The sequence below is a fragment of the Hyphococcus luteus genome (genome assembly GCF_002943565.1).
In the GTDB taxonomy this organism is placed as follows: Bacteria; Pseudomonadota; Alphaproteobacteria; order Caulobacterales; family Parvularculaceae; genus Hyphococcus; species Hyphococcus luteus.
Map to the genome: position 1 here is coordinate 57,242 of NZ_PJCH01000011.1, position 25,925 is coordinate 83,166.

24 protein-coding genes are annotated in these 25,925 nt (G+C 59.9%); 10 read left to right on the forward strand and 14 right to left on the reverse strand.

All coding sequences use genetic code 11. The annotated features are described in order from the left end of the window. Positions 1-90: 90 nt before the first annotated feature. Complete coding sequence (locus CW354_RS14555) at positions 91-1,026, reverse strand: oxygenase MpaB family protein (RefSeq protein WP_104830830.1); 936 nt, start codon at positions 1,024-1,026, stop codon at positions 91-93. 173 nt (positions 1,027-1,199) lie between these two features. On the opposite strand from CW354_RS14555, the gene CW354_RS14560 reads away from it, so the two are divergent. Next, positions 1,200-2,249 (forward strand): methyltransferase domain-containing protein, encoded by a 1,050-nt coding sequence (locus CW354_RS14560; protein WP_104831076.1) that lies wholly within the window; start codon positions 1,200-1,202, stop codon positions 2,247-2,249. Here CW354_RS14560 and CW354_RS14565 read toward each other — a convergent pair. After that, positions 2,246-3,271, reverse strand: a complete 1,026-nt coding sequence (locus CW354_RS14565; RefSeq protein WP_104830831.1) for a LysM peptidoglycan-binding domain-containing protein — start codon at positions 3,269-3,271, stop codon at positions 2,246-2,248. The two genes, CW354_RS14560 and CW354_RS14565, sit on opposite strands and share 4 nt — an antisense overlap. Before the next feature lie 204 nt (positions 3,272-3,475). Continuing rightward, the gene (locus tag CW354_RS14570) at positions 3,476-4,753 is read right to left on the reverse strand and encodes a Xaa-Pro dipeptidase (RefSeq protein WP_104831077.1); all 1,278 of its coding nucleotides are present in this window, start codon (positions 4,751-4,753) and stop codon (positions 3,476-3,478) included. A 325-nt stretch (positions 4,754-5,078) separates the two neighbouring features. Between CW354_RS14570 and CW354_RS14575 the strand changes: the two genes are divergently transcribed. Genes CW354_RS14575 through CW354_RS14585 form a run of 3 tightly spaced genes read left to right on the forward strand, consistent with a single transcriptional unit; the run spans position 5,079 to position 8,365 of the window. Next, entirely contained in the window at positions 5,079-7,181 is a 2,103-nt protein-coding gene (locus CW354_RS14575) for a pilus assembly protein TadG-related protein (protein ID WP_104830832.1), read from the forward strand. A gap of 9 nt (positions 7,182-7,190) precedes the next feature. Continuing rightward, on the forward strand, positions 7,191-7,781 hold the full coding sequence (locus tag CW354_RS14580) for a TadE/TadG family type IV pilus assembly protein (protein ID WP_104830833.1): 591 nt from the start codon (positions 7,191-7,193) through the stop codon (positions 7,779-7,781). 11 nt (positions 7,782-7,792) lie between these two features. Further along, entirely contained in the window at positions 7,793-8,365 is a 573-nt protein-coding gene (locus tag CW354_RS14585; protein WP_165793735.1) for a TadE/TadG family type IV pilus assembly protein, read from the forward strand. 27 nt (positions 8,366-8,392) lie between these two features. Here the strand turns inward: CW354_RS14585 and ettA are convergent, their stop codons facing one another. Continuing rightward, positions 8,393-10,060 carry an energy-dependent translational throttle protein EttA gene (gene ettA, locus CW354_RS14590; protein WP_104830835.1) on the reverse strand — a complete coding sequence of 556 codons (1,668 nt, stop codon included), beginning with the start codon at positions 10,058-10,060 and terminating at the stop codon, positions 8,393-8,395. 191 nt (positions 10,061-10,251) lie between these two features. Between ettA and CW354_RS14595 the strand changes: the two genes are divergently transcribed. Further along, a complete protein-coding gene (locus tag CW354_RS14595) occupies positions 10,252-10,791 on the forward strand; it encodes a PH domain-containing protein (RefSeq protein WP_104830836.1) in 540 nt (179 codons plus the stop codon). Between the two features lie 5 nt (positions 10,792-10,796). Here the strand turns inward: CW354_RS14595 and CW354_RS14600 are convergent, their stop codons facing one another. The 8 genes from CW354_RS14600 to fsa all read right to left on the reverse strand — a co-directional run bounded on the left by CW354_RS14600 (position 10,797) and on the right by fsa (position 18,777). Continuing rightward, positions 10,797-12,098, reverse strand: a complete 1,302-nt coding sequence (locus CW354_RS14600) for a serine hydrolase domain-containing protein (RefSeq protein ID WP_104830837.1) — start codon at positions 12,096-12,098, stop codon at positions 10,797-10,799. Between the two features lie 21 nt (positions 12,099-12,119). After that, positions 12,120-12,590 (reverse strand): GAF domain-containing protein, encoded by a 471-nt coding sequence (locus CW354_RS14605; RefSeq protein ID WP_104830838.1) that lies wholly within the window; start codon positions 12,588-12,590, stop codon positions 12,120-12,122. A 3-nt stretch (positions 12,591-12,593) separates the two neighbouring features. Continuing rightward, on the reverse strand, positions 12,594-13,535 hold the full coding sequence (locus tag CW354_RS14610) for a DMT family transporter (protein ID WP_207764824.1): 942 nt from the start codon (positions 13,533-13,535) through the stop codon (positions 12,594-12,596). Further along, positions 13,532-14,215: a fumarylacetoacetate hydrolase family protein gene (locus CW354_RS14615; protein WP_104830839.1), complete on the reverse strand. Its 684-nt coding sequence runs from the start codon at positions 14,213-14,215 to the stop codon at positions 13,532-13,534. Before CW354_RS14615 ends, CW354_RS14610 begins: the two co-directional genes overlap by 4 nt. 18 nt (positions 14,216-14,233) lie before the next feature. After that, positions 14,234-14,656, reverse strand: coding sequence for an LIC_13387 family protein (locus tag CW354_RS14620; RefSeq protein WP_133162326.1), 423 nt, complete (start codon positions 14,654-14,656; stop codon positions 14,234-14,236). Between the two features lie 70 nt (positions 14,657-14,726). After that, on the reverse strand, positions 14,727-17,117 hold the full coding sequence (locus CW354_RS14625; RefSeq protein WP_104830841.1) for a mechanosensitive ion channel domain-containing protein: 2,391 nt from the start codon (positions 17,115-17,117) through the stop codon (positions 14,727-14,729). Next, positions 17,108-18,115: a zinc transporter ZntB gene (locus CW354_RS14630; protein ID WP_104830842.1), complete on the reverse strand. Its 1,008-nt coding sequence runs from the start codon at positions 18,113-18,115 to the stop codon at positions 17,108-17,110. The genes CW354_RS14625 and CW354_RS14630 overlap by 10 nt, the downstream gene beginning before the upstream one ends. A gap of 8 nt (positions 18,116-18,123) precedes the next feature. Continuing rightward, complete coding sequence (gene fsa / locus CW354_RS14635) at positions 18,124-18,777, reverse strand: fructose-6-phosphate aldolase (protein ID WP_104830843.1); 654 nt, start codon at positions 18,775-18,777, stop codon at positions 18,124-18,126. Between the two features lie 334 nt (positions 18,778-19,111). Here fsa and CW354_RS14640 point away from each other — a divergent pair, with 334 nt between their 5' ends. The 5 genes from CW354_RS14640 (at position 19,112) to CW354_RS14660 (ending at position 24,102) form a co-directional block, all read left to right on the forward strand. Beyond that, a complete protein-coding gene (locus CW354_RS14640) occupies positions 19,112-21,004 on the forward strand; it encodes a 2-oxoacid:acceptor oxidoreductase subunit alpha (RefSeq protein ID WP_104830844.1) in 1,893 nt (630 codons plus the stop codon). Between the two features lie 3 nt (positions 21,005-21,007). After that, the gene (locus CW354_RS14645) at positions 21,008-21,802 is read left to right on the forward strand and encodes a hypothetical protein (protein ID WP_104830845.1); all 795 of its coding nucleotides are present in this window, start codon (positions 21,008-21,010) and stop codon (positions 21,800-21,802) included. Between the two features lie 24 nt (positions 21,803-21,826). Next, complete coding sequence (locus tag CW354_RS14650) at positions 21,827-22,828, forward strand: 2-oxoacid:ferredoxin oxidoreductase subunit beta (protein ID WP_104830846.1); 1,002 nt, start codon at positions 21,827-21,829, stop codon at positions 22,826-22,828. Between the two features lie 8 nt (positions 22,829-22,836). Continuing rightward, positions 22,837-23,433: a hypothetical protein gene (locus tag CW354_RS14655; RefSeq protein WP_104830847.1), complete on the forward strand. Its 597-nt coding sequence runs from the start codon at positions 22,837-22,839 to the stop codon at positions 23,431-23,433. Positions 23,434-23,508: 75 nt separating this feature from the next. After that, the gene (locus CW354_RS14660) at positions 23,509-24,102 is read left to right on the forward strand and encodes an SAM-dependent methyltransferase (protein WP_104830848.1); all 594 of its coding nucleotides are present in this window, start codon (positions 23,509-23,511) and stop codon (positions 24,100-24,102) included. Positions 24,103-24,116: 14 nt separating this feature from the next. On the opposite strand, the gene CW354_RS14665 is transcribed toward CW354_RS14660, so the two are convergent. Continuing rightward, positions 24,117-24,443 (reverse strand): hypothetical protein, encoded by a 327-nt coding sequence (locus CW354_RS14665; protein ID WP_104830849.1) that lies wholly within the window; start codon positions 24,441-24,443, stop codon positions 24,117-24,119. Between the two features lies 1 nt (position 24,444). Further along, positions 24,445-25,758 carry a 4-aminobutyrate--2-oxoglutarate transaminase gene (gene gabT / locus CW354_RS14670; RefSeq protein ID WP_104830850.1) on the reverse strand — a complete coding sequence of 438 codons (1,314 nt, stop codon included), beginning with the start codon at positions 25,756-25,758 and terminating at the stop codon, positions 24,445-24,447. Positions 25,759-25,925: the final 167 nt, after the last annotated feature.

Here is a 25,925-nt window from a genome sequence, read left to right on the forward strand (position 1 = left end):
AGGCTTCATGCATCTCTGTCGCTAAAAAGCATGAAGAATCTTTTCAAATTGCAGACAATAATGCTGCAATTTTAACGATTGCGGGCGGAATCAGAGCGTTTCGCGGCGGCGATAGAGATAGCCCTCGGAAAGGCCGAGACGCCGGCAACTGACCGCCGCCGGCCCGGACCGGAGGATAAGCCTGTCAGCGCGCCGGCCCATACGCCTGACGATCCGCCCTTCAAAGGGCCTGAGGCCGTAAGCGGGCCCGAGTCCTAAAACCTCGCGCGCCGGCGCCGGCGTGATATCGACCGCGGCGCGCACCAGAGAGTGCTGGGCGAGTTGCGCCGGCTGCGGGAAAGCCTCCGCCCGCTTCATGATTTTCAGGAATTCGAAAACGATGTCGGACGCCTCAAGCTGCGGCGTCATGCGCGCAAACAGCGCCTTCTGTTCGGCGAGCGAGCGCGGCGCGCCCGCCGCCCCGTAAAGCGCCGCCGCAGCCTGGCCCTCGGCGTAATACCGGTCGCGCTCCGCGTCGCTCAAAGGCGCAGCGTAAGCGCTGTAAGCCTCGAGAAATCCGTAAGCCGCCGTCGCTTGCACCCAAGTGAGAAGCTCGGGATCGTCCGCCCGGAAAGGTACGCCCGCCGGCGTCGTCCCGGCGATCCGCGCATGCATGGCGTTAACGCGCGCGATCATCTGCGCCGCCGCGCTGCGCGCGCCATAGACCGTCACCATGGCGGCGAGGCCGGTGCGCTTCAGCCGCCCCACAGGATCGGCGCAAAAGCTCGTATTCTCCCACACGCCGGTGCGCACCCGCGGCTCGGCGAGCTCCAGAATGACCGCCGCCACGCCGCCGATGAACAGCGTCACGGGATTTTTGAAGATCCGCCAGGAGACCGAATCCGGGCCCGACAGCGCGGGCTCGCCCGGCGGGCCGGCGAAGTCTATGCGCGCCAGCGCCTTGTCCCCGAGATAGCTTTGCGCCGCCCGGTCCAGATGGTCCTCAACGCTTCGGCGCAGGGTCGACTTCAACGCTGTGACTGACATAGGCGTCCTAGCTTAGCTCCGTCCCCTATCTTACCCGGAAACATAGCAGGAATAAGACGCTTCACGGGCGTGACTGCGGCGGTTCACATTTGCGCGGGGACCGCGCTTTCCCGCTTGGCGCCGCGCCCGATTTGCGCAAGCTCTGGGTCCTGGCGGCGCAGGAAGGCGGGCAGATGACTATTCAGGATAATGTGAAAGACTATTACGGCAAGGTCCTGGCGGGCTCCGAAGACCTTCAAACCGACGCCTGCTGCACGATCGCCGACACGCCCGGCTATCTCAAAGACGCTCTCGCCAACATCCATCCGGAAGTAAAGGCCCGGTATTACGGCTGCGGCCTGATCGCCCCCCTCGCCTTGCGCGGCGCGCGCATTCTCGACCTCGGCTCGGGGTCGGGCCAAGACGCCTACGCCCTCGCCCAGCTTGCAGGGCCAAAGGGCGAGGTCATCGGCGTCGATATGACGCCGGAACAGCTCGCCGTCGCCCGGGCGCATGAAGACTGGCACGCGGAGACATTCGGTTACCGCAATGTGCGGTTTCTCGAAGGCGACATTGAGCGCCTCAATGCGCTCGAGCTCGACCCCGGATCTTTCGACGTCATTGTGTCGAACTGCGTCATCAATCTCGTTGAAGACAAGTCAGCCGTCTTCCGCGCCGCTTACGATCTCTTGAAACCCGGCGGCGAGTTCTATTTCTCCGACGTTTATGCGGACCGGCGCCTTGACGAAGACTTGCGCCATGACCCGGCGGCTCAGGGCGAGTGTCTCGGCGGGGCTTTATACTGGAATGATTTCCTCACGCTCGCGAAGCGCGCCGGTTTTGCCGATCCGCGCCTTGTGACGGACCGGCCGCTCGCCATCAACAATGCCGCCTTGAAAGCCAAGCTCGAGCCGGCGCAGTTCCATTCCGCCACATACCGCCTGTTCAAGATCGACGGGCTTGAGCCCGCGTGCGAGGATTACGGCCAGGCGGTAGTTTATCGCGGCGGCGCGCCGCACAGCGAGACGCAATTCGTTCTCGACAATCACCATGTCATCGACAAAGGCCGCGCTTTTCCCGTCTGCGGCAACACATTCCGTATGCTGAGTGAATCGCGTTTTGCGCCTTATTTCGAGTTCATCGGCGACTGGTCGACCCATTACGGAATTTTCCCGGGATGCGGGACGTCCTCGCCTTTCGGGCAAACGGAGCCGGAAATCGCGACCAGCGGCGGATGCTGCTAGCGCACCGGCTCCACATAGACGGCGCGCGACATGACGAGGCCTCCGCAGCGGCCGGCGTCGGCGTCCTCCGCCCAGAGCGTCACATATTTGCCAAGCAGGTCCACCGGCGCGAGATCGACGGCCACCCGCCGCGTCGCGCCGTCATTGGCCATCACCGTGATGCAGTCGGCGTCCGCCGCGCTGACATAGCCTTCGAGCACGGTCATATCTTCAAGCGCCGGCAGCGCCTCTATCCCTGCGCGCGTGAAAAGGACCGCGCCATCCGCCTTCAAAGACGCGCTCTCGACCACGGCGCAATGGGCCGGGGCTTCGCGCCCCTCAGGCAGCGGCTTGAATTCGCGCACCTGTCTGATCTTGCCGTCGGGCTGGCGGCGCAACACCGAACATTCCATCACCGGCGACAGGGGGTCGCCATAAAGTTGATGCGGCGGCTCGCCCATTGAGGAGATCGTGACAGCGCCGGGCGACGCCGGCCGCGCCGGCGCCATCATCGCGGGCGTCGTCATGGCGACCGCATGCCGGATGCGCGCTGCGGAACGCTGCTGATAACTCAAATTTCTATCTTCGAAAAACGGTTGCGGCGCGCCCGTGCTGGCGCGCACGAAATAAGGCGATGCGTTGGCGGCGTAGCCGGCCGCGGCGACATTCGCCGCTTTCGGATTCGGACTCGGCGCCGCCGCCGGCTCGTTATACTCCACATACCGATAAATTGGCGTTTCGTTGTAATCGCCGCCGGCCGCTTCGACATTAGCGTAACCGGGCGGAATGTCCGTGGCGGCGTCGATTTCGTCCGGAACGGCGAGATGACGGCCCGGACGCACGGAGGCCGGATTGACGCCGGGATTGGCTTCTTTGAGCGCCGCCAGCGACACATTGCAGGCCCGCGCCACTTCAACAAGGCTCACCGGCACGTCCACGGGATAGGAATGGCCGCAACGCCCGGCCATGGCCGGTCCCGCCGACAGCGTCAATATTACCGCGCCCGCCACAAGGCCGGTTCTCAAGGTCAGCGTCGAAGCCATAATCCCCCTCCGTTCACAGCAGTATGCATGGTTAATAACACGGATTCAGGGGGCTTGTTCAGTCCCGGGCCGTAAAACACGCTCTGGAAAAAACGGCGGCAAATGCTGCCTCCGGCCCTTCATATGAGGCGGCAACCCCTTGATTTTTCATCATATCCGGCTTTCAGGCGCTCGCCTGAAAAGACAAATTCCAAGAGTTTGCCGCTATTCGTTCTTGTAGACCACGCCGTCCTTCATCACGAAACCGACCGTTTCGAGGACCGAAATGTCGGTCAGCGGATCGCCGGAAACCGCGATCAGATCGGCGCTGCATCCGGCCGCAACGCAGCCGAGCGTCCCGTCTTTGCCCAGCGCTTCGGCGGCAAGCGAGGTGGCCGCCCTGATCGCCTGCATCTCGTCCATGCCGAACCGGACCATGCGCGAGAACTGCCTGGCGTTGTCGCCATGGGGGTAAATCGCCGCGTCGGTGCCGAACACCACTTTCGCCCCGGCCTTCACGGCCTTGCGGAAGCTTTCACGCTGCACCCCGCCGACCTGACGCTCCTTGTCGAGAGATTCCTGCATCACGCCGTTTTTCTCGCCTTCTGAGAGCGTGTATTCGGTGTTGTAAATGTCCATGGCCAGATAAACGCCGGCGCGTTTCGCCATTTTGATCGCTTCATCGTCGAGATAGCTTGCATGTTCGACCGTATCGACGCCGGCCTTTATGGCGTTCTTAATGCCGATGGTCCCATGGGCGTGGGACGCCACTTTCATGCCGCGCATATGGGCTTCATCGACAATCGCTTCGAGTTCCTCAAGCGTGCCTTGCGGGGCGCCGAGCAGCGTGCCTTTTGAAAAGACGCCGCCGGTCGAACAGGTTTTGATGAAATCGACGCCATATTTGATGTTCTGACGAACCTTTTCGCGCATGCCCCAAGGCCCTGTGGCGACGCCCGCCCCTGTGGCTTCATATTCCGGCGGCAGATAATTGTTGTCCGAACAGTGCCCGCCGACGATTCCCACGGGCGGACCAGCGACAAAGATGCGCGGGCCGGGGATCTCGCCGTCATTGACCGCGTCGCGGATCGCCAGCATTTCATAGCCGTCAGAGCCCGTATTGCGCACGGTTGTAAACCCGGCCATCAGCGTGCGCTCGGCGTTGTTCACCGCCCAGATCACCGACCTTTCCTTCTGATAGGCCAGGGCCGAATAGCCGCCCCCCTTGGTCGGGTCCCCGGTCAGATGCACATGCATGTCGATCAGGCCCGGCAACAGCGTTCTGTCAGCAAGGTCGATCGTCAGAGCGCCCTCGGGCGCGGCGAGCGACGCCGCCGTTCCGGCGGCCTTGATGAGGCCGTCCTCGATAACGAGCGCCGGACTTTCAATCACCCGCCCGGCCGCCGGATCGACCATGCGCGCCGCCGTGACATAGACCGTTTCCGCAGCCGCCGCCCCCGATATCAACGACAGCGCGCCGCAAAGACCCAGTATCTTTTTCATAAGCCCCTCTTCAAAAATCCCGCGCATAGTCGCGTTAACCATGATCCCCGTCAATCAAAAGGTCCGATTAGTGAATCGCGCTGGTTTCAAAAACCTTCCAATTCAGGCTGATTTTTTTCGCCGATATGAAAATTTTTACGGAGCTGTTAACATAGCTTTTCATCTTTAAACGGATGGCGGGCCAATAGAATGGCGAAACTCCGCCTCGCCGCCGCAAGCTACATTTTTATCTTTTCGTTCGTCCTTAACCACGTTTCCTTACGGGCCTTTAACGGCGTTGGCCGCACTGTGCCATCCGCAAGAGTAGTATTGCGGGGAGTTTCCTATGCTGGTCAACAATGCCGGTATAGTCGGTAAAGGCAAAGCGAATGCGCGCCAACGCGCGTCGCGCGGCCTGAAACCGACCATCAAGAGCTTCGCAAGGAACAGGGACGGCAACATCGTCTTCCTGTTCGCGTTCATGACCACCGTGCTGTTTCTTTTCGCCGGCGGCGCTGTGGACTATTCCCGATGGAACGCCGTGCGCGCCGACATGATCGAGTCGATGGACGCTGCATCGCTGGCGCTGGCGCAGCTCGCCGCCTCCGATCCGACCCTCACCGAATCCGAACTCAAAGACTACGGCCGCAAGTTTTTCGAAGCGAACTTCAATTACGAAAACAATCTGGAGCCGGGCTGGAACATTGTTTTTGCGCTTGGCGACGCGGCGGTCGTTTCAACCTGCATCACCGGCAAACTCGACACCTATCTTCTGGGCGTTGCTGGCATCAAAAGCCTCTCCATCGACAAATGCGTCGAAATCACCAAAAAAGGGTCCGGCCGCGTCGAACTGGCGCTTGTCCTCGACGTCACGGGCTCCATGGACTGGTCGATTGACGGCGAAAAGAAAATCAAGAGCCTGAAAGACGCCGTCGACACCATGCTGGACGTCATGTACGGCACGGACGAGACCAGCCAGAACATCAAAATCGGCGTTGTGCCCTTCAACGCCAACGTCAATCCCGGCGGATCATCGGGCTGGTCCAGCAACTGGGCCGATACGACGGCGAGCGCTTATTATCACGGCAAACGCTTTTTCCATGTCGACAAAGACGGCAATGTCGACATGAACACCAAGGTCAATCATTTCACGCTTTATGACTCGACCCCCGGCGCGACCTGGCAGGGCTGCGTCGAAGCGCGGCCGTATCCGCTCGACGAACTCGATATCCCGCCGGGCGGCTCCGTCTCGTCGGCCGATATCAATGCCTATATGGATATCCCGACGGATTATGACGGAAGCACGAATCCTCAAGACGAGGAAATGTACGATGCCTTCAACGAGGCGCCGGCCTATTCCGTTGATACAAGCGTCTTGACCAATTCCGCCAACTTCAACTGGGTGCCGGTGTTTCTGCCGGATGAAGTCGATTGCAACAATGCGGAAGACTGCGAAACGGACAGCAGCTATTACAGCCAGAGCGGCACGACAAGCTACGGCACGCCCTGGAACGGTTATTATTTCGACGATCCGGACAGTGACAACGCGCACTCTTCCGGACGCAACATCAACGAAACGTCGTATAACAACTACTACTTCGTGAACGACAACAACTACACGCATGCCGGCAATGCGCAGTTCGACAAATACGCCAAGATCGTCCACTATTTCCGCGATGTCCTGCAAGGCATTGTGACGGATGCTGATTTTGTCGACTTTCTCGACGATATTTCGGTGACGACCTCGCCTTTGTCGAGCTCCAACTACGGCTATGGCAAGCAGGAATATCTGTTGCGGATGGCCTATGTCGGCTGGTGGGATCCCGTCACTTCGACCTATAAAGGCAAGTACGACACGCCGAATTCGAGCTATATCGGGGCGGAGATAGACTGCCCGCCGCCGATCCTGCCCCTCACTAATGTGCGCGCGGATATCGAAGACCATGTTCATGCTCTTTATCCGAACGGCAATACCGACATCGCCCACGGCGCGGCCTGGGGTTGGCGTATCCTTTCAAAGGAAGCGCCGTTCACTGAAGGCATCGGCCCCGGCGATCCGGATTATGAAAAGTGGCAAAAAGCCATCGTCATCATGACTGACGGCGAGCAAGTCGTCGGTGAAGACGAGAATACGCACTGGGGCTCTACGCAAGGTCAATACGGCTTCGCGATTGAAGAGCGCATGGGCGCGGGCAAAGACACCTGGTGGGAAATGCGCGACGAGCTTGACGCCAAGCTCCTGCGGGTCTGCCACCGGATGAAGGCCGAAGGCTACCTTATCTACACGATCATGTTCGGTCTCGACAGCACCACTGTTCGCAACCACTTCAAAGCCTGCGCGACGAAACCGACGGCGCCGTACTTCCATGACGCCGTCACCGGCAACGATCTTGAAGACGCGTTTGGCGACATCGCCGCAGACCTCGTCGATCTGCATATCAGCAAATAGGCGCCGACCATGGGTTTGTTCAAAAAAAACAACAAAAGACTGCGCCGGCGCCTCGGCATCGCATCGGACAGGCGCGGGTCAACGGCGGTCGAGTTCGCCATTATCGCGCCTATATTCCTGATGATGATGTTCTCGACTTTTGAAGTCGGCTGGTTTTACTTCGCCAACTCCGCCGTCGACGCATCCGTCAGCGATGCGGCGCGCCAGATCAAAACCGGTCAGGTCCAGCGCTGGGGCGGCGACGATGATGACAAACTTCAAGTCCTTTATGACAGCATCTGCGATGTCGTGAAGTCATTCGGCGGTTGTGAGAACCGGCTTACTCTCGAAGTCAACACGTATGCGTCTTTCACCGCCCTCGCCGCCGATAACACGCCCCCGACCTGCGCTGACGCGCCGCCTGACGATCTCGCCGCAATCCCCTTTAACCCGGGCGGCGAACTCGAGATCGTGCGCGTGCGCGTTTGCTATATCTACAACACCATAAACCCGGCGATCGGCATTAATATGTCGGAGCCCGGCACCAATCATCGCCGTCTGATCTCGACGGTGATCTTCCGCAACGAGCCTTATGAGCTCAACAACAAAGATGAGACATGAGGGGACGGACGATGAAACGCCTCACACCTCTTCTCACGCGCTGGCGCGACTGCTCTAACGGAATCGCCGCCGTTGAATTCGCCATGTTGCTGCCGGTGATGGTCGTCATCTTTTTCGGCCTTCTCGAAACGTCCAACGCCATGACCGTCAACCGGAAAGTGGCGATATCCGCGAACACGCTCGCCGATCTCACGGCGCAATCCGAGTTCCTTTATGAAGACGATATCGACGATCTTTTCGAAGGCGTGATGACGATTGTCGAACCGAACGACCCGACGGGCATGCAGCTGCGTCTCATCAGCGTCATTCTCGACAGCAATGGCGACCCGGTGGTTCACTGGAGCCGTGACTCTGACGACAACACGCCCTACGCGGCAGGCGATGACTACACCTCCCTCGATGACGACACGGTGCTCAGCGAACATGGCTCGCTCATCGTCGTGGAGATGGTCTACGTCTACACGCCTGGCCTTACGAGCCACTTCATCAAATCGCCCATCACCTTCTCCCGGCAAACAATACGCTGGCCGCGCCTCACCAACCGGGTGCAGCTCTGCGACGCCGCCGACAATTGCACGACCTGACGCGGACGTCGGGCGTTGGCGCGCTAGTCAACGCGTCAGCGGCTTGTACTTGATGCGGTGCGGGATTTCCGCATCGGCGCCCAGCCGGCGCTTCTTGTCTTCCATGTAGTCTTCGAAATTGCCTTCGAACCATTCCACATGGCTGTCGCCTTCAAAGGCGAGGATGTGCGTGGCGATGCGATCAAGGAACCAGCGGTCGTGAGAGATGATCACGGCGCAGCCCGCGAAATCGTCAAGCGCGCTTTCCAATTCGCGCAGCGTGTCGACATCGAGATCGTTGGTTGGTTCGTCGAGCAAAAGCAGGTTCGCGCCTTCGGTCAGCATCTTGGCGAGCTGCACGCGGTTGCGCTCCCCGCCTGACAAGTCGCCGACTTTCTTCTGCTGGTCGCCGCCCTTGAAGTTGAACCAGCCCACATAGGCGCGCGAGGGAATTTCGCGCTTGCCCAGCTGGATGACGTCGAGGCCGCCGGATATCTCCTCCCAGACATTATGCTTGGGATCGAGGTCCTCGCGTGTCTGGTCCACATAGCCCATCTTGACGGTGTCGCCGACGCGCAAAGTCCCCTCATCGGGCTCTTCCTGACCGGTCAGCATGCGGAACAGCGTCGTCTTGCCGGCGCCGTTCGGACCGATGACGCCGACAATGCCGCCCGGCGGCAGCTTGAAGGACAAATCTTCGAAAAGCAGCTTATCGCCGAAGCCTTTCTTGAGGTGATCGGCTTCGATGACGACGCCGCCAAGGCGCGGGCCCGGCGGGATCTGGATCTGCGCGGTGTTGATCTCCTCCTTCGACGCCTTGTTGAGAAGCTCGTCATAGGCGTTGATGCGCGCTTTCGACTTCGCCTGGCGGGCTTTGGGGCTGGCCTTGATCCATTCCGATTCCCGGTCGAGGGATTTCTGGCGGTTCGCCTCTTCGCGCTTTTCCTGCTCGAGGCGTTTGCGTTTGTGCTCAAGCCAGGCGGAGTAATTGCCCTGGAAAGGGATGCCTCTGCCCCGGTCGAGCTCGAGAATCCAGCCGGTTACATTGTCGAGAAAATAACGGTCGTGAGTGACTAGCACCACGGCGCCCGGAAATTCGCGCAGATGGTTTTCCAGCCAGGCGACGGATTCCGCGTCGAGATGGTTGGTCGGTTCGTCGAGCAGCAGAAGGTCCGGCTTCGACAGGAGCAGCTTGGCGAGGGCGACCCGGCGCTTTTCCCCGCCCGACAGCTTGTCCACCGGCCAGTCGCCCGGCGGGCAGCGCAGCGCGTTCATGGCCATCTCGACTTTCGATTCGATGTCCCAGCCGTCGGCCGCGTCGATCTCCTCCTGGAGCGTCGACATCTTCTCCATCAGCTCGTCGCTGTAATTCTCGCCGAGCTCCATGGAGACGGCATTAAACTCGTCAATCTTGGCTTTGATGTCGCCGACCCCGTCCATGACGTTTTCGAAGACGGTCTTCGAGGCGTCGAGCTCCGGCTCCTGCGCCAGATAGCCGACTTTCGCGCCGTCGGCGGCGTAGGCCTCGCCGTTAAATTCCTTGTCGACGCCCGCCATGATCTTCAACAGCGTCGACTTGCCCGCGCCGTTGACCCCGACAACCCCGATCTTGGCGTCGGGGAAGAACTGTAAGTGTATGTCTTCCAATATCTTTTTGCCGCCTGTGAATTGTTTCGACAGACCGGACATGAAATAGATATATTGGTATTTCGACATATGGCCGTTTGGGCTCCTTGGGGGCCGTTTTGCGTTGCGTGAGGGGAACAGCGCTGCGTCTTATCCCTGAAATCAGGGCATTTCAACGCAAAGCGTCGTTTCCGAACCGGGGCGCATCGCCTATATGGTGTTGGCAAAGCGGGCAAGCGCCTGAGAAGGGTCGGGGCGGCCCGGAAAAGCGGGGAAGCGTTATGGGTTATGTCGACAAGACGCTGGCGGGGGGTGAGGAAATCATCCACCGGGCCAATTTCAACTGGACCTACAGCTTCTTTCCCGTGATGTGGTTTGCGCTGAGCGCGGCTGCTGTCGTCTTTCTCGCCTTGCTCCAGTTCGCGGCGGAAATACCCTATTCAGCGCTGAGAGTCGGTTGGTGGTCCGCGGGGATCGGTTTTGTTTGCGGCACGATTATCCTGATCAATCATCTGATCATCCTGATCACCACGGAAATCGTCGTCACCACCTACCGCTTCGTTTTCAAAAAGGGCCTGATCTCACGCAACACGCAGGAAGTCAGCCTCAACAAGATCGAGGAAATCACCCTGCACCAGTCGATCTGGGGCCGGATCCTGAGCTATGGCAAGCTTGTCCTGCGGGGCACCGGCGTTGGCGTCATCGAGCTTCCCGATCTCGACAACCCGATCAACTTGCGCAAGATCATCGAGAACGCGAAGTCGGCCCTGCGGGAAGATTCGCGCGACCGCAAGCGCATCAACTCGGATGACGACGATTAACCGCGCTACTTGCGCAACGCGCTATAGGCGACGGCTTTGACGATGTCTTCGGCGCGTGAGGGCGGCATGTGCGGCCCCGGCTGGGTCTGCGCCATCAGAACGGCGCCGACATTGTCTTCCACATTGACGAAGAAATGCGTGTCCCAATAACCGCCCCAGCCCCATTCGCCCTTGGCCGCATAAGAGCCCATATAGCCGGGCTTTAACATCACATAGCCGCCAAGACCGAAGGTCATGCCCTCACCCCAGGGCGCAGGCCGCGCCTCAAGCTTCGTGTGGTCCTGCATCATCAGCCGCACGGTCGCCGGCGCCAGGATGCGCGCGCCGTCAAGCGCGCCGCCGTTCAAGAGCATGCGCATGAAGCGGGAATAATCGTCAATATTCGAGACGAGCCCCGCCCCGCCGGAGGCGACGCCAAAAGCCTGATCATTGACCGGAGAACTGAGGCCGGCCGCATCGCTGCGGTACATTTCGCCGGCTTCATTAAATTCCGCGACGACGGCGACGCCCTCGAAGTCGCTTTCGTCGATGAAGAACTCGGTGGCGTTCATGCCGAGCGGATCGAAAATGTTTTCTTTCAAATACGCTTCGAGCCCCATGCCGCTCGCGGCTTCGATGACGCGGCCGAGAATGTCGACGGAAAAGCTGTAGCTCCAGACCGTTCCCGGATCGTTATAGAGCGGCAGCGCGGCGATCCTGTCGATGCGCTCTTCAAGAGTTCCCTCGGTGACGAGAAGATTGGCGTCGAGATAAGCCTTGTCGAGATCGGATGTGTTGGCGAAGACATAGCCGACGCCCGCCTGATGGGTCAGGAGGTCGTGAATGGTGATTTCTCGCGAGGCAGGCCTTGTGTCGAATTCCCCGTCCTCATTGCGGTTCTGGTCCGTGACAACCTGCGGATCGGCATAGGCGGGAATGAACCGCGACACCGGATCGTTCAAGCGGATGACGCCCCGGTCCACGAGCTGCATGACCGCAACGGAGACGATCGGCTTGGTCATGGAGGCGATGCGAAACCGCGTGTCCGTGGTCATAGGAACATCATCGACAGGGCCGGCCTTGCCGAACGCCTTTTTGTAGACGACGCCGTCGCGCGTCATCACCGCCGCAACGAAACCGGCGCGCAGGCCCTCATCGACTTCCGACTGGAGAACCGCGTCGATATGGTCGAGATGGCTGACGGAAATCGTTTCGCCGGGTTCGGCGGGATACGGCGCGGCGCCGGCGGTTTCCTGCGAACAGCCGCCAAGCGCCAGAACGCCGGTCAGCGCCAGCGCGCCGAGCAGGCCGGTCATTTGTCTTTTCATAGTCCTCTCCCAATGCTTCTTTTATGCGAAGCTTGCTTTGAGTATGCCCTCGATTCCCGCGCGGTCAATTTCGTCGAACATGGCCTTTTCATCGCTGTCCACATCAAAGACGGCGATCAACGCCCCGCCCCCATCGAAAACCGGGACGACGATTTCGGATTCGGAGCGCGCGTCGCAGGCGATATGATCTGGAAAAGCGTGAACGTCTTCAACGAGCTGCGTCTCACGAGTCGCCGCCGCCGCGCCGCACACGCCCTTGCCGAACGGAATCCTGAGGCAGCCCATGGTTCCCTGATAGGGGCCTATGACAAGCTCGTCCGGCTTTTCCGGATCGACGAGGTAAAAGCCGGTCCAGAAATAATGGTCGAAGGCGTGGTGGAGGATGTTGGAAACCGTGGCCATGCGCGCGATGAGATTAGACTCGCCCTCAAGGACGGCAGCGATTTCCTTCGCGGCTTCGGCGTAGCGGTCTTGCTTAGTTTGCTGGCTCATGCCTCAAACCTCCGGTGAAGCGATGAGAATGGCAAGCCCGATGAGGGTCACAAGCGCGCCAGCCATGACCTGCAGGCTGACCCAACCGGAGCCCGCGAACCCCTCCATAATGATCACATAGCTCGGCGTCAGAAGCATATAGGCGTTGGCCTTCGCCGCCGGGATGCGCAGGAGCGCAAACTGCAATAGGAAATAGCAGCCCGCCGTCGCGATCGTGCCAAGATAAGCGATGCACAGCCAGACGATCCAGGGCAGATGCATCCAGTCGGTCGACAACAGCGCCGGTCCGCCAAAAACGAGAAGACAGGCGCCGGCGCCCATCGACGACCAGAAGGCGAAAACCAGCGTCGGCTCGCCGCGATTGAGCTTCCTGACCAGCGGATTGTGAAGCGCATGGGCGATGACGCCGAGAAAGAAGATGAGCTCGCCCTTGCCGATAGCGAAAGTGAGGATCGCATTGATGTCGCCGCGGAAGATCACCCAGACCGCGCCAAGCGCCGCCAGGGAAAGACTTCCCATCACGGTGACGCCCGCCTTCTGGCGCAAAAGAAGAAAACCGAAAATCGCCGTCATGAGCGGCATCAGAGTGATGACGGCACCCGTAGAGACCGAACTGGCGGTCTGCAACGCGACGAACATCATGATGAAATAAATCGCCATTAGCCCGCCCAGTATGGGAAACCGCCATATGGCTTTCGGTCTGAAAAGCGGTTCGCGCGCGGCGGGGGGCGTGAAGAAGAACGCAAACCCGCCCATCACCGGAATAGCGATCATATAGCGCACGGCGGTGAGCGCCGATGGATCGATATGCGGCGCCGCGCGTTTGCCCAGAAAGAAAGAAATCGAGATCAGGAAAGCGAACAGGGTCATGGCGACATGTCCCTGAACCCGCGGGCCGATGACGAAACGGCCGAGTGAGAGATGCCCTTCCGAGTGTGCGCTCATGCAGCGATCCCAAACTCAAGGGACAAGGGGCCGACTGTGATTTTCACAGCGTCGCCGTGCTTTAAGGCGCCGACGCCTTCAGGCGTGCCTGTAAAGATGAGATCGCCTGCTTTCAGTTCGAATTGCCGCGACAGGGTCATGATGATGTCTTCAACGGACCAGATCATGTCTTGGAGCGCCGCGTCCTGGCGCGTCTCGCCATTGACGCGGGTTTGCAGCCGGGCGCCGGCAAGATCGCCTGCCTTTTCGGCCGGCAGGATCTCGCCAAGCGGCGCGGAGGCGTCGAAAGCTTTCGCCGTGTCCCAGGGCGCGCCAACGTCTTTCGCCCGCGCCTGATGATCGCGGCGCGTCAGATCGCAGCCGGCGGCGTAGCCATAGATCGCTGCACGCGCAGCTTCCGGGTCGAGGTCCTTGCCGCCCGACTTCAGGGCGACCACAAGCTCGCCTTCATAATGCAGGTTGTCCGTCGCCTGCGCGTAAGGGATTTCTGCGCCATCCGGAACAACCGCATCGGCGGGCTTGGTGAAGAACACCGGCGGGCTCGCCTTCGGATCGTCGCCCATTTCGCGCACATGCTCGGCGTAATTGCGGCCGATGCAGAAAATGCGGCGCACGGGAAACAGCCCTCCTCCACTGACAGACGCGGCGGTTTGTTTCGGCGGATCAATCACATAGCTCATAAATTCAAGATAACGGCTTCAATAGCGCATGGCCATGCCGACAGCGATCAGGGTTACGCCTGCGACGGAACCGGCCAGGGGGATGATGAACCAGAAGGCCCGCGCCATCAGGACGTAGGATGCGCCAAAGACGACGATCGCGAGGCGAACGTAAATGTCCGCCAGGACGTCCGGCCGAACGAGCGCGCAATAGGCGACCGCGAGGCCATAAAACATGACCCCCACGCTATGGCTGAAATGAAAGCCGAGATAGGACAGCCAGAAATTTTTCACGTCCTTTCGCAAAGCGATGCGCGTCGCCTTCAGCTCCTCCAGCAATTCGCGTTTTGCAGGGACGAAACGCTTCGGCTCCTTCAAGTCGGCGACGGTCATACGGAAATGCAAGGCGCCGAGAATGAAAAACAGGAGCGCGCCCGTCGCGGTGATCCATTGCGCCATCATAAAAAACCTATTCATTTTGGAGAAAAGTAAAGAGCCTTGCTTTGCACGAAAATGTTCTTATGCAGATCGTTTACTTTTCGGGATTCGACACCGTTTCCGGCTGCTCCGGCGCCGGTGTTCCAACCGAGAGCTTTGCGCCCTCCCCGCCCGGCATGGATTTGATGTAGAGATCCTGCTGCGGGAACGGGATTTCGACGCCCTCTTCATGAAACGCTTTGAAAATTGCGAAGCGCAGCTCCGTGCGCGTTTGCAAGCCCTTTGAGATGTCGTTCAAGAATGCCCGGACTTCAAAGTCGAGCGATGACGAGCCGAAATCGTTCCAGACCACGAAGGGTTCGGGATAGGCGACGACCAGCGGATGCTCGCGCGCACATTTCAGGAGGATTTCCTGCACTTTTTCCGGATTCGACCCATAAGAAACGCCCACCGGAACGCGGATGCGTCCGATTTTGTCTTTATGGGTCCAGTTGGTGACGGTGGAGGATATGAGCTCCGAATTCGGCACGATGATCGACGCGCGGTCGAAAGTCTCGATTTCCGTCGAGCGCACGCTGATCTTTTTCACCATGCCCTCGCCCGAGGGCGTGACGATCCAGTCGCCGACCTTGATCGGCCGTTCGAAGAGCAGGATGAGCCCTGAAACGAAATTGTTGACGATGGACTGCAGGCCGAAACCGATTCCGACGGAAAGCGCGCCGGCGATCAGCGCCAGATTGCCGAGATCGAAACCGAGCGCTGAAACCGAGGTGACCAGCGCAATAACAAGCCCGGCATAACCGAGCAGCGTGATCAGCGAATTCTGGAGGCCGATATCGGCGCGCGAATGGGCGAGCGGGCCGCGCTGCACCGCACTCTGGGTCAACTTCGTGGCGCCCATGACGACAATAAAGACGATGACCGCGGAAAACAGTTTTGCGAGCGGCGGGATGCGCACCCCGCCAATTGAAAAGCCGAACATGCCCTGAACCGCGATGTCGCTCACGGTCGCCGCCGGCACGCCGAACAGGACCAGCACCGCCGGCAGAATCATGAGCGCCAAAATCGTATTGATGATCAGCCGCGACCAGAAACGATAGTTGTCGGATTCCGTTCCGCCCGCATCGAGAACGCCGCTGGAAAAGCGCGCCCGCGCGCGCAGGGCAAACTCGACAAGCATAGCGCGCAGGAGCCAGGCGAGGCCGATGATGAGGGCGAGAAAAACAACGCGTGTCGCAGCAAAATCCGCCAGAGGCGCGTAACCGACAAGTGCGGCGGCAATAATCGCAGCGCCGAGCGCCTGGCTCAGCCGGCGCAAAATACGCCAGTCGCCGTCGCCTTTGCCGGCGTTTTCGACACGCCAGAGACGGCCGCGACAAAGCAGAATCATACAGGCGCCGATGGCGATCGCGGCGAAGCTTTTAACCAGTCGGATCAAAGCCGGATCGGCGTGCGCCGCAGTTCCGATGGCCTTCAGCAGGATCTTAAGCGAAAAGATGATGATGATCGCCATGGCGATCTGGCTCACGGCGCGGCCGCGCTCAGCGTCAATGGGCGCAATCCGCCATTTCGGCGAGGAGAGAGCGAAAAAGCCCGCTGTAAAACCCGATACGATGAGGCAAGAAAGAACGCCAATCCAGAAGGCGCGGGCGACCGCTTCGCCTTCCGGCGTCAGGACGCCTTGCGCCCGCAAAGTCTCAATGATGATCACTCCGCCGATCACGCCCGGCGCTGTTCGCGCCGCCATTTTCAGCGCCGCCGCGACAATCCTGCGCGAAGCGCTCGGTTCGCGTTTTTCAAGCGCGGCGGAAAAAGTGTTGAGGATCCAGCGGTCCGCCGGGCCGAACAGGATGAGAGAGAACGCGAGCGCTGCAAAAATAAGAGCGATGCTGCGTTCAAAAGACCTGCCCTCGCCGCGCCGCGCGCCCCAGTCGCTGAAATATGCGCCGATACGCCCCGCGACCTCTTTCGCCGAGCTCCAGGCGAGCGCCCATTGCTGCGGCGCCAGCGGCGTCGGCCCGCGCTTTGTCAATCTCTTGTAGAGCGCTTCAACTTGCGCGCCGGACAGCTGAGCCAGCAGTTCGCCGGATTCATAAATGTTTGCGAGAACGCGCGTACGCTCGCCATTAAGCCGCGCCTGCTCCGCTTCCAGTTTGCTCCGCTGCTCCGAGACAAGATCGCTTTCAGGCGGCTCGGCTTCCCCGGGCGCGGGCCCCAGAATATCGATCTGCGCGCGCACGCCCTCAAGTTCGTTTTCGATGGCGGAGAGACGGTCCCGGCTTTTCAGGCGCAACTCGCGCAGTCGGTCTTCATAGGCGGATGGCGTTTCGATGGCGCCTTCGTTTATAGCGGCGCGGGTCTCCACGATTGTCCGGCTTGCTTTTTCGATGTCCGCCGTGCGGCCGGTCTGCGCCAGCGCCGAAGGCACGGCGCACAGTAAAACAGCCAGAGTAAAAAGAATGCGCCGCAGCGACGTCAAAGCCATTTGATCAACCTGAAAATGACAAGGAGGCCGGCGGCGATGAACACGGAAATTAACGAGACGATCCAGAAGCCGGCGGCGGACTCGACCCAGGGCATGCCGCCCACATTGATTCCGAAAAGACCGGTCAGAAAACCGAGCGGCAGGAACACCGCCGCCACGACGGAGAGCACCATCATATTGCGGTTCATCTCCTCGGCGCGCTGGTCGGTGAGCTGGTCCTGCAGGACCATGGCCCGCTCGCGCGCCGCGTCGATGTCTTCGGTCATGCGCGTCACCCGGTCGGCGACCTCGCGCAATTCGATTTTCGAGTGATGTTCGAAAAGACTGCTCTCGTCTGCCGCAAGGCGGTTCAGCGCATCGCGCTGGGGGGCGATGAAGCGGCGGAAATGCACCGCCGCCTGGCGCGCATCGGCGAGTTTTGCGCGAAGCCCCGATCCGCCGCCTTCCAGAATTTCAGCCTCCAACTCGTCGACCTGATCTTCCACCTCCATTACATAAGGCTCGGCCCGGTCCGTCAGCTTGGCGGCGATCCGCGCCAGCAACATGCCTGTATTGTCAATGCGCAAGCCGCCATTGATGTCCACGCGCAGATCCTGCGCCGCCTTGAGACGCCGGCGGCGGGTGGTCACGAGCACTTTCTCACTGAGCCAGATGCGGATCGAGACCATGTCTTCCGGCTCGGCGCCTTCGTTCAGATTGACCCCGCGCAGATTGACGACAAGCCCCTTTTCGAACGCCGTCATTCGCGGGCGCGTTTCATCGGCGAGGAGCGCCGAAGCGGCGGCGAAAGGAATGTCGGGTCGCGAGCGTATCCACTTCCGCGCTTCGGCGTTCAACATGTTGAGATGAAGCCAGATGAAGTCGTAATCGCTGCCGTGGCTCGCCGCATCCTCCCAGCGAGTTTCCGTTGCAACTCCGCCTTTAAAGCCGAACCCGAATACGAAAGGCGGGCCTGTATCGGTTTCGCCGCGATTGATCTGCGCCGGTTCGTCTGACATGGTGGCCCTTAAAGGATTTTCTGGCCTGTCTTCGCCCAATCATCGAGAAACGCTTTCAGTCCCTTGTCCGTGAGCGGGTGATTGACGAGGGATTTCAACACAGCCGGCGGAACGGTCGCCACATCAGCGCCCGCAAGCGCCGCGTCCTTCACATGGTTCGGCGAACGGATCGAGGCCGCAAGAATCTCCGTGCGGAAATCGTAATTGTCATAGATCACCCGAATGTCGCGGATCAGCTCCATGCCGTCGATATTGATGTCGTCGAGCCGGCCGATAAACGGCGAAATAAACGTCGCGCCCGCCTTTGCGGCGAGGAGCGCCTGGTTCGCCGAAAAACACAGCGTGACATTGGTCTTGATCCCATCGGCGGTCAGCGCCTTGCAGGCGATAAGCCCGTCCAGGGTGAGCGGCAGCTTCACCGTCACATTGTCGGCGATCTGGGCCAGCGACTTGCCCTCGACAATCATCTTGTCGGCCTCAAGCGCCGTCACCTCGGCGCTGACGGGGCCCGGCGTTAACGCGCAAATTTCGCCCACGACCTCGCGGAAATCGCGGCCCGACTTCATCACGAGGCTCGGATTGGTGGTGACCCCGTCCACGAGGCCGGTGGGCAGGAGGTCCTTGATTTCGCCGATTTCGGCGGTGTCGACAAAGAATTTCATCGGAAGTCGCTCATTTCATTCGCTGTTTAGGGGCTCTATCCGAGCGGTCGGGAGCCCTTTTAGACTGCTTGCGCCGGGGAAGCGATAGGCCTCGCGCCAGCTTCAAGAAAATGCAGTTTTTCTAATAGGTTAAGCAGGAAATCCGCAACATTTTCACCAAGGCGAGAGGCGGCAAAGGAAAGGCGCGGAAAGGACTTGTTTTCCGCTCCGGAGGTTGAGATATGGGGCGTTGAGAGCGCGCGTCGCCTGCCCCAGGAAAGGCAAGGCACGCGCTTGTTTTTACTGGCGGTTTTGCCATGCTGGCGAGCCAGCCGCCATACGGGTTTTACGTTCTATGGCCAAAATATCACCGGAAAACCACTCGGTCGTGGTGCGCTTCGCCGGCGATTCCGGCGACGGGGTGCAGCTTCTGGGCGCCCAATTCGCCGAATCGACAGCGCTCGCCGGCGCCGATTTTTCGACCTTTCCGGACTTCCCCGCAGAGATCCGCGCGCCGGTGGGCACGACCTTCGGCGTCTCGGCCTTTCAGATCAATCTCGGCGCCCGGCGCATTTCGACCGCCGGCGACCAGCCGGACGTCCTGGTCGCCTTCAACCCGGCCGCGCTTAAAGTGAACCTGCCGCTCCTCCCAAAAGGCGCAGTGATCATTATCAACACGGACGCCTTCACCGAGCGCAATCTCGCCAAGGCCCATATGACGGCGGATCCGAGAGAAACCGGCGAACTCGACGATTTCCAGGTGATCGAGATCGGCGTCTCGACGCAGACCCAGGAAGCAGTGAAGCCGCACGGGCTGTCGAAAAGCGACGCCGAGCAGTGCAAGAACTTCTGGGCGCTGGGCGCGATCCTGTGGATGTTCGGCCGCGACCGCGACCCGATCGTTAAATGGGCGCAGAACAAGTTCGCGAAAAAGCCGCCGGAGATTCTCGCGGGCAACCTCGCCGCCCTCGACGCCGGCCACGCTTACGCGGAAACCGCGGAGCTTTCCGCTGAGATTCCGCAATTCGTCATTGGCGAAGCGCCCATGGAGAAAGGCGTGTACCGCTCCATCACCGGCGCGGAGGCGATTTCGCTGGGCCTCGCGGCGGCGGGCGAACTCGCAGATAAAGAGATCGTCTTTTGCGGCTATCCGATCACCCCGGCTTCCTCGATCCTGCATCACCTCTCACGCATGGGCGAATACGGCGTCGCCACCTTCCAGGCGGAAGACGAAATCGCCGCGGCCTGCGCCGCAATCGGCGCTTCTTACGGCGGCAAGATCGGCGTCACCTCCTCGTCCGGGCCCGGCATTGCGTTGAAGACCGAAGCCATCGGTCTCGCCATGGCGACGGAGTTGCCGCTCGTCATCGTCAACTCCCAGCGCGGCGGCCCTTCGACAGGTCTGCCCACCAAGACCGAACAATCGGACCTTTATCAGGCCGTATACGGACGAAACGCCGACGCGCCCATGCCGGTGATCGCGGCGTCCTCGCCGGGAGACTGCTTCGATGCGGCGATCGAAGCGACGCGCGCCGCCATCCGTCACATGACGCCGGTCTTTCTTTTGACCGACGGCTATATCGCCAATGCGGCGGGCCCCTGGGCCCTCCCCGACATGGACGATTACGAGCCGATCAAGACCAACCCGGCGCCGGCGCCGGTGGAAGGCGGCGACGATCCGTCGCTTGAGCTTAAAAAAGCAATCTGGAAGCGCGACGAGAAATCTCTCGGCCGGCCCTGGGTCTATCCCGGCATGGAAGGCCTCGCGCACCGCATCGGCGGGCTCGAAAAAGACATCGAGACCGGCGATATCTCCTACGATCCGGCGAACCACCAGGCCATGGGCGAAATGCGCGCAAAGAAAGTCGCGTCCGTCGCCGACTTCATTCCCGATCAGGAAGTGGAGCAAGGCCCGGAAAAAGGTCCCCTCGCCGTCGTCGGCTGGGGCTCGACCCATGGCGCGATCTGGCGGGCGGTCAATGTCGCCAATGCGGAGGGCCTCAACGTCGCGCAGATCCATTTACGCTGGCTAAATCCGCTGCCGAAAAATCTCGCCGACCTGCTCGCCGGTTATGACCGCATCCTCTTGCCGGAAATGAATATGGGCCAGTGCGCGACGCTCCTGCGCGACAAGCTCGGCCTCGAGGTCGTTCAACTCAACAAGGTTTCCGGCCAGCCCTTCAAAATCGTGGAAATCCTCGACGCCATCCGCGAGAACATTCCAGGCGCAAAGCAGGCGGCGGAGTAAGTTATGCTTCTTGCTTCAACGCCTCGCCAAATGACACGCTTACTTTTGTGGGCGCTGTTTTTCGGCTTAAGCCTTTTTGCGCTGACAAAAAAAACAGTCGCAGCGGATCGCGCCAACAATACAGGCTGCGAAATATACGAATACGATCTAATTGCGGAATTAGATGAAAATTCAGATGTGCGTGAGCTCTTGGCGGTTCTGCGGCCCGGATGGAAAACGTATAGTTGTAAACGAGATAAAATCGGTTTTGTACATCTCGCCACGCCTATACTTACAAATGATGGGGTTTCTAGCTACACCCTGTATTCTTTACACCCTAAGAATTCCGCAAACGACGAAGCGGCCGTAGAGGATTATTTTATTGAAGCTGTGTTCGACATGATGATGGTTAATCCATCAAACGAAGAGGTATCGCATCTGAATTCTCGATTTGCAGAAACTTCCTTTGTCACCACCGGAGCCTTCAAAAACATCCATCGTCTTTGGACGGATATTATCCGCGATACCAGAAACAAAAATCGAATGGCGGAGCTTTCCGGGCTCGGACAAAGAGAACGGGGTCTTTTCCAGAGTTTTATAGAGGAAATAGAAAAACAAGATGCTTGGCGGCTGTCTGCACTCTATTTCAGTCAAAGCGATGAATATGTATCATCTCCATCGCGCTACACGGTTGAAATTTCATCCGGTAAGAAGCTTTGGAGAATTGATTTCGATTTCACGGATTTTGACGAAATCGCGTTACAAAACATCGATCACTATGAAGGCGACGTTGTGCTCGTCGAAGAATTCGACGATTGAGTTGGAAATACAAGGCAATTCTCTATGAACAAGCCCCTCACCGCTAAAGATTTCGCCACGGATCAGGAAGTGCGCTGGTGCCCCGGCTGCGGCGACTATGCGATCCTGAAATGCGTGCAAAAGACGCTCGCCGATGTCGAGGCGAACCCGGACAAGACGGTGTTCGTGTCGGGCATCGGCTGCTCCTCGCGCTTTCCTTATTACATGAACGCCTATGGCTTCCACACGATCCACGGGCGCGCGCCGGCTTTCGCGACGGGCCTCAAGATAGCCAATCCGGAACTCGACGTGTGGCTCGTCACCGGAGACGGCGACGGGCTCTCCATTGGCGGCAATCATTTGCTGCACATCCTGCGCCGCAATGTCGATGTGCAGGTGATGCTCTTCAACAACGAGATTTACGGCCTCACCAAGGGCCAGTTCTCGCCGACATCGCGCGTCGGCACGCGCTCGCCCTCGACGCCGGGCGGCTCCATCGACAATCCGGTGAACCCATGCGCCTTTGCGCTCGGCGCCAATGCGCGCTTCATCGCCCGCGGCATCGACACCGACGCCAAGAATCTCGCGCCGGTGCTTAAGGCCGCGCGGGAGTTTAAAGGCGCCGCCTTCATCGAGATCTTCCAAAACTGCATTGTCTACAACAAAGACCGGTTCGACGACTTCGCAGCGAAGAAAACCGCCGCCGAGACCCAGCTTCATGTAGAGCATGGGAAACCGATGCTTTTTGCAAAAGGCGCCAAGGGGTTGAAGCTGAATGTGCAGACCCTGGCGCTGGAGGTCGTCGATGTGGGCGAGAACGGCGTCCCCGTCGAAGACGTGCTCGTCCATGACGAAACGAGCCCGGCCATCGCGCAGCTTCTTTTCAACCTGCCCCATGAGGGCTATCCCATGCCGCTCGGCGTCATCTACCGGAACCCTGAAGAAAGCTTCGACGAGGCGTTCTGGAAGCATCACCCGACGCAGGGGCGACGCACCGCAAAAATCGCCGATGCCCTGCGCAAAGGAAGCGTCTGGACGAAAAGCTAGGAAAAGGAATGGATTTCACCCAGAAACAAATGGCGATGAAAACCTGGTTCACGTTCGAAGACCGTGAGCTTCAGTACAGAGCCCGGGACAATTCCGGCGAAGTCGCTTTTTCTGTGGATTACGAAGCCGTCCCGGCCAATTCGCGCCGCGTTTTCAACCGCAATAACTGGCTGAGAAATGTCGGCGTCCTGTGGTGCGTCATCGGCGTCATCCAGATCGGGCTTGCGCTCGCCAGCGGCGCTATCGGCCCCGGCGCCGCTTTCTGGTTCGTCATCGGCGCCGGCTGTCTCGCTTTCTATCGTCTCACCTGGAGCGAATACACGGTCTTCGACACGCCGCACGGCCCCCTTTTCGTCATCAACGACAAGAACCATGACGCGATCGTCGCGGCGATCGACGAAAAGCGCAAAGCCGGCCTCCTCGCCTGGTATCACAGCCTCGACTTTTCCGACGAGCCCGCCGCGGAAGCGCAAACCGTCGAATGGCTGATGAAACAGGACGTCCTCACCAAGGCGGAAGGCGAAGCGCGCCTCGCCGAGTTGAGAGAAGAAAGCACCATCCTGCTCGGCTCTTCGGACAGCAAACCGGGACCGCAGATTCATTAATCACTTACGGATCGCGCAAACGCTTCGGGCTTGCTAAAGTCGCTCACCTTGCAAGCTAATGGAGTCCGCCCCCTCATGTGGAATGAGCGTTATGCAGCGCCCGGCTATCTGTTTGGCACAGAACCGGCCGCTTTTTTGAAGAACAATGCCAACTATTTAACGCCCGGCGCCAGAGCGCTCGCCGTCGCCGACGGCGAAGGGCGCAATTCGGTCTTTCTCGCCGAAAACGGGCTTGAGGTCACGGCCATGGACTCTTCTGAGGTCGCTCTTGAAAAAGCGCGAGACCTTGCTTCCGGGCGCGGCGTTGACGTCGATTTCAGACTGGCGGACATCATGGCGTGGGATTGGACGCCGGAGGCATATGATGTCGTGGTCGCCATCTTCATTCAGTTCGCGCCTCCAGCCGAGCGCGCAAAGGTTTTCGAGGGCGTGAAACAGACTTTGAAACCGGGCGGCCTGATTCTGCTTCACGGCTACCGCCCGGAACAGGTCGACTACGGCACCGGCGGACCGCCACAGCGCGAGAACATGTATACGGAAGACTTGCTGCACGACGCTTTCGGTGACATGGAGATTTTGCGCCTTGAAGCGTATGACCGCGAAATCGAAGAAGGCGAGGGCCATGCTGGCATGTCCGCGCTCATCGATCTTATTGCGCGCAAGCAATAACCCAGGATCGTCCGCTAACCGGAAAATCGCGCAACGATTATCGTCACGATAAAGAGGATCAGCACGGCCAAAAAGAATCCGCCGGAAAGCCAGAGCGGCGTGCGCGCGGCGTGTTTGGTGAGATCGCCGAAGCTCGCCCTGCGCCCCGTCACATAGCCGATAACCGCAGGGGCCAGCGCCAAAAGCTCCCAGCGGAAGAACGCCATCACCCGGTTCAGCCCGCGGGTGAAACCGCTGTCCGCCGGCTCAAGCATTAAATAAGAGATCACGCCCTGCAGCGCGAAGATCACCCATAAGGCGGCGCAGACCCATATGACGAAAAAGGCGGCCCGGCGCATCATTTTACTGCGCCTTCAGCGCCGCCTCAGCCGCGTCTGCGAAGATGTCGAGCCCCTCGTTCAGCATTTCGTCGGAAATGACAAGCGGCACAAGCGAGCGCAAGCACTGCGCATAGGCGCCGGCGGTCGTCATGATAAGCCCGCGCTGACGCGCTTCGGCGAGAATGGCGCCCGCAAGCTCGCCATTGGGTTTCGACGCGTCGCCGTCTTTGACGAATTCGAGCGCGCACATGCCGCCGACCCGGCGCACATCGCCGATGAGGCCCTTGCCGACCGACTCTGCAAGCTCGCGCCAGCGTTTTTCGGTTTGCGCGCCGATTTCTTCCGCGCGCGTCAACAGGCTTTCTTCCTCGATAATGTCGAAGACCGCGAGCGCGGCGGCGCAGGCGACCGGGTTGCCGCCATAGGTCGAGCCCATGGAGCCCGGCACCACCTTGTCCATGAGCTCCGCCTTGCCGACAAGCGCCGACAAGGGGAGCCCGGCGGCGATCGACTTGGCGACGCACAGGAAGTCCGGCTCGACGCCCGCATGTTCGAAAGCGAAATATTTGCCCGTGCGGCCCATGCCCGACTGAATTTCATCGGCGATTAAAAGAATGCCGTTGTCGTCGCATTTCTTTCTGAGGCCTTCGAGGAATTCCTTCGGCGCCGGGTTGAAGCCGCCCTCGCCCTGCACCGGCTCGACGATCATCGCCGCGACTTCATTGGCGTTGATCATGGTCTTGAAGATGTGATCGACGCTGGCCAGCGCTTCGTCGACGGAAACGCCGTGATAGGCGTCCGGATATTCCGCATGGAAGATCGCCGGCACGTAAGGCCCGAACCCGACCTTGTAAGGTTTGGCTTTGCCGGTGAGCGTCGTCGCCAAAAGCGTGCGGCCGTGAAAAGCGCCGGAAAAGGCGATGACGCCCGGGCGGCCGCTGATCTGGCGCGCGAATTTGACGGAGTTCTCGACCGCTTCCGCGCCGGAGTTGAAGAGCGCGGTTTTCTTTTTCGTCGGACCGGGCGCCACGAGGTTCAGCTTTTCGCAGACCTCCACATAACTCTCATATTGCGCAATGCCGAAGGCCGTATGGATGAAGGTCTCCGTCTGCGTCTTCACCGCCTCGACGACTTTCGGGTGCGCGTGGCCGACATTCAAAACGCCGATGCCGCCGATGAAGTCGATATAACGTTTGCCCTCGACATCCCAGAGCTCGGCCCCCTTGGCGCGCGCCGCATAGATCCCCGACTTCGACGGCAGGCCGACGGGGCAGGCCTCGTCGCGCCGGGATTTCAGGCTTTCATTGGTGGCAAACTCATTTCTTCCGTGGTCCATTTGGAGGCTCCGGTTGTGGGACGTTTTCATGGGCTCTAGCACGTTAAAATATAAAGTGAAGAGGCTGCGCCCGGCTCTTTTCCTTCCTTCGAAAAAGTTTAGGAGGCGCCCATGTTCGCGACATGCTTCCATGAGTTGAAATCTGCCGGTCCGCCCGTCTCCTTGCG